We start from the raw sequence: 3,416 nt of genomic DNA, 5'->3' as shown, positions 1-3,416 counted from the left end.
GGCCCACAGGGGGGACATGGGGAGGCAGGGCCCCGGCGGTTCAAGACGCCGGGGCCCTCGCTCTTCTCACTGTCGATCGCCCGCTGGGCGGCACCGCCCGTCAGGCACATATATGAGCCCCCCTCGCGCATATGCCTCAGCGACAGCGTCGCACGCGGCGGGCCCGACCGCTCGAATTCCACAAACTCCGGTATCCGGAAAACGTCAGGAAAAGCAGTCGCCGCAGGTCACGACGGTCGAATCGGCCGAACCGGTCGATTCGGTCAGCGTGTCGCGCGGGTTACCGGGCTACGGGGGCGGAAGCGGTGGTACGGGCGCGAAGCTCAGCGCTCGGCCAGCCTCAGCGCTCCACGTCGCTCAGCGCTTGGCGACGAAGACGTGGGAGGCGATGTCCGCGTCCAGCTCGGCGGCCTCGCCGCTGCTGCCCACCAGCACCCCGCCCGGCGACTCCGTCACGCTCACCACCGACCCCGGCTGCACACCCGCCCGGCGCAGCGTGTACATCAGCTGGGCGTCCATCTGGATCGGCTCGCCGATCCGGCGCACGACCACCGTCTTGCCCTCGCTGCCCGGCTCCAGCTCGCGCAGGCTCACCATGCTGTCGTCGAGGAACGGATCGACCTCCGCCTTCTCGCCCAGCTCCTCCAGGCCCGGAATCGGGTTCCCGTACGGCGACTCGGTGGGGTGGCGCAGCAGCTCCAGCACCCGCCGCTCCACCGCCTCGCTCATCACATGCTCCCAGCGGCAGGCCTCGGCGTGCACCTGCTCCCACTCCAGCCCGATCACGTCGACCAGCAGACACTCCGCGAGCCGGTGCTTGCGCATCACGCGGGTCGCCAGGCGGCGGCCCTCCTCCGTGAACTCCAGGTGACGGTCGCCGGCGACCCTCACCAGACCGTCCCGCTCCATGCGGGCCACGGTCTGGCTGACCGTCGGACCGCTTTGGTCGAGCCGCTCCGCGATACGGGCGCGCATCGGGACGACACCCTCCTCCTCCAGCTCGAGGATGGTGCGGAGATACATCTCCGTAGTGTCGATGAGTCCGGACATGCGTGCCCCTCGAATGTGTCGTGCGGTGGCCCTGACCCCAATTCTGACGCATCCCGCCGACAACGGGGCCGAGTCCGGCATCGCCGTACCCGGCCGTGCCCGTCAATGCGGCCAGGAGTCGAACTGCAGTCGACCCAGTATTGACAGCAGCCTGACCGACGGCCCAACGTGATCCGCGCCACGCGGCACCGACCGCGCACCACGGACCACCACCAACAGAAGGGGCCACTCGGGGATGAGCGAGAGCAAGCTGGCCGGGCAGTACTTCGACGCCGCCATCGGCCTGCTGCAGCGAGTACGCGACGAGGAGGCCGAGGCCATCGGCGCGGCGGGCGCCCTGGTCGCAGACACTGCCGCCGCGGGCGGCCGGCTCTTCGCCTTCGGCGCCGGCCACTCCTCACTGCCCGCCCAGGACGTCGTCTACCGCGCGGGCGGCCTGGCCCTGATGAACCTGCTCCCGATCCCGGGGATGGTCGGCGTGGACGTGATGCCCGCCACGCTCGGCAGCGCCCTGGAGCGCGTCGACGGGCTGGCCGGCGTCGTCCTGGACAACAGCCCGGCGCGCGCGGGCGACCTGCTGTTCATCATCTCGCTGTCCGGGCGCAACCCGCTGCCCGTGGAGATGGCGATGCACGCGCGGTCGCTCGGCCTCAGGGTGATCGGCGTGACCTCCGTCGCGTACGCCACCGCCACCGCCTCGCGGCACCGCTCCGGGGACTTCCTGAAGGACCACTGCGATCTGGTCCTCGACAGCAAGATTCCGGTCGGCGACGCCGAGCTGACCGCCGACGGCGTCGGGGCCCCCTTCGCCCCCGCCTCCACGGTCGTCACCTCCGCCCTGATGCAGGCCGTGATCGCCACGGCGGCGGGGGAACTGGCCGCGCGCGGCATCGACCCGCCGATGCTGCGCTCGGGCAACGTGGACGGGGGCCACGACTGGAACAAGCAGGTCATGGCCGAGTACGGCGACCGGATCTTCTACCACCGCTGAGCCGCCGCCGAGCCGCCGCCAAGACGCCAGGACGCCGAGCGCCGAGCGCCGAGCGCCGACCGAGCTACCCCAGCTGCTGTGCGAGGTCCAGGGCGGCCGCGACGCGGGCGGCGACGTCCTCCGCGTACACAGTGTCCCCACGGTCGAAGGGGCGGCGGCCCGAGGCGCGCAGGAAGGTGACCACGCCGAGGGTGCGGCCACGGCTGCGGAGCGCCGCGCACAGGCCGTGGACCGTGCCGTCGGGCCACTTGCGGGCCGCCGCCCACCCGGTGGCGGCCGCCTCCTCCGCGCGGCTCGCGCTGACCCGCACCGACCCGCAGCGCTCGGCCGCCTGGATCGCCGGATGGCTCTCCGTATAGGCCAGCGGAATGCCTCCCGCGACGATCGCCGGGCACGGCCCCGGGGCGCCGCTCGGCGTCGCCGCCGCCCGCACCAGGCGGACCCGGTCCGGGCCGGGACGGCCGCCGGACCGGGCGCCCGGCGGCGCCTCCAGGACCAGGTCGATCAGCGCGTGGTCGGCGAAGCCCGCGAGCGCGAAGTCCAGGTGGACGGTGGCCGCCTCGGCCGGGTCCTCGCATTCGGCCGCCGCCCGCGCCGCCCGGTGCAGCTGATTACCGCGGAAGCGCAGCCGCGAGCCGTCCATCTCGTGGCGCTTGAGCTCCGTCACGTCCTGGAAGATCCACGCCACGCCGAGCGGCACCGGCTCCTCCGCCAGCGGCGAGGCCAGCCGCAGAAAGCCGCTGCGCCAGCAGCGCCGGGCGGCGGCGCCGTCACCGGCCCCGCCGCCGCCCGCTCCGTCTTTGGCTCCGCCGCCGCGTAAACCTCTGAAGCCCTCACCGGCTTCCCGCAGGCTCACCCACAGCTCCGTGGGCGCCGGGGGCGCGCCCTCCGCCAGGACGTGCTGAAGCGCGCTCTCCAACTCCTCAAGACCCTGGTCGAGCAGTTCCCCCAGCGGGCGCCCCAGCGCAGCCGTACGGCCCGTGCGCAGCGCGCGCGCCGCGTTCTTGTTGACGATCGCGGGGCGCAGATCGGCGTCGACCAGGACCACGTTCCACGAGGCGTCGTCGAGCAGGGCCTCGCTGAGCGCTATCGAACGCTCCAGGTCGATCTGTGTATGCACCTCGCTGAACGCGCAGTACACCCCGCCCGGCCGCCCGTCCGCCCGCGGCACCGCCGAGGACTGGGTGCGCACCAGGACCCGGCCGCCGTCCTTGGTCAGCAGCGCGAATTCGTGCACCTGGCGCCCCTGGGCGTCCATCGCGGCCATCAGCCGCGCCTCCACCTCGCGCGCGTCCGCCGCCCGCACCGCCCATCCCGCGAGCCCTTTACGGCCGACTGCCTCCCGCGCCGACCAGCCGAGGATGCGCTCGGCCTC

The 3,416-nt window shown here is 73.2% G+C and carries 3 protein-coding genes; 1 reads left to right on the top strand and 2 read right to left on the bottom strand.

Annotated features, from left to right (window positions below; all coding sequences use genetic code 11):
* Positions 1-357 precede the first annotated feature (357 nt).
* Positions 358-1,050: an iron-dependent transcriptional repressor DtxR gene (locus tag CCN51_RS22920; protein ID WP_014177453.1), complete on the bottom strand. Its 693-nt coding sequence runs from the start codon at positions 1,048-1,050 to the stop codon at positions 358-360.
* Between the two features lie 235 nt (positions 1,051-1,285).
* Between CCN51_RS22920 and CCN51_RS22915 the strand changes: the two genes are divergently transcribed.
* Complete coding sequence (locus tag CCN51_RS22915) at positions 1,286-2,041, top strand: SIS domain-containing protein (protein ID WP_014177454.1); 756 nt, start codon at positions 1,286-1,288, stop codon at positions 2,039-2,041.
* A 64-nt stretch (positions 2,042-2,105) separates the two neighbouring features.
* Here the strand turns inward: CCN51_RS22915 and CCN51_RS22910 are convergent.
* Positions 2,106-3,416: PAS domain-containing protein (locus tag CCN51_RS22910; RefSeq protein ID WP_086860030.1), on the bottom strand; the 1,311-nt coding region annotated here is incomplete at its 5' end.

This window comes from Streptomyces milbemycinicus, assembly GCF_002154605.1.
Taxonomy (GTDB): Bacteria; Actinomycetota; Actinomycetes; order Streptomycetales; family Streptomycetaceae; genus Streptomyces; species Streptomyces milbemycinicus.
Note: the sequence above shows the minus strand (reverse complement) of the source record. Positions and strands in the feature narration are given on the sequence as shown.